Source organism: Pantoea dispersa, assembly GCF_035783935.1.
In the GTDB taxonomy this organism is placed as follows: domain Bacteria; phylum Pseudomonadota; class Gammaproteobacteria; order Enterobacterales; family Enterobacteriaceae; genus Pantoea; species Pantoea dispersa_C.
Map to the genome: position 1 here is coordinate 1 of NZ_JALKOV010000070.1, position 202 is coordinate 202.

The 202-nt window shown below is 57.4% G+C and carries 1 protein-coding gene; it reads left to right on the forward strand.

Features of this window, described 5'->3' with window-relative positions; genetic code table 11:
- The coding region (locus MXF20_RS23375; RefSeq protein ID WP_325971654.1) for a hypothetical protein at positions 1-202 on the forward strand (202 nt) is incomplete at both ends.

Genomic DNA, 202 nt, shown 5'->3' on the forward strand with positions numbered 1-202 from the left:
CGCATACCTTAACGGTCAGAGCTGAAGATAGTGCGGGCAACGTTTCAGGGCAATCCAATAGCTGGGGTCTGATTGTTGACACTGTTGCACCTAACTCGCCGGTTATCACCAGCGTAGTGGACAACGTACAGGGGGGCGTGGTTGGTGCGATTGCCAGTGGCGGCGTGACCAACGACAACAGGCCGACACTGAGCGGTACGGC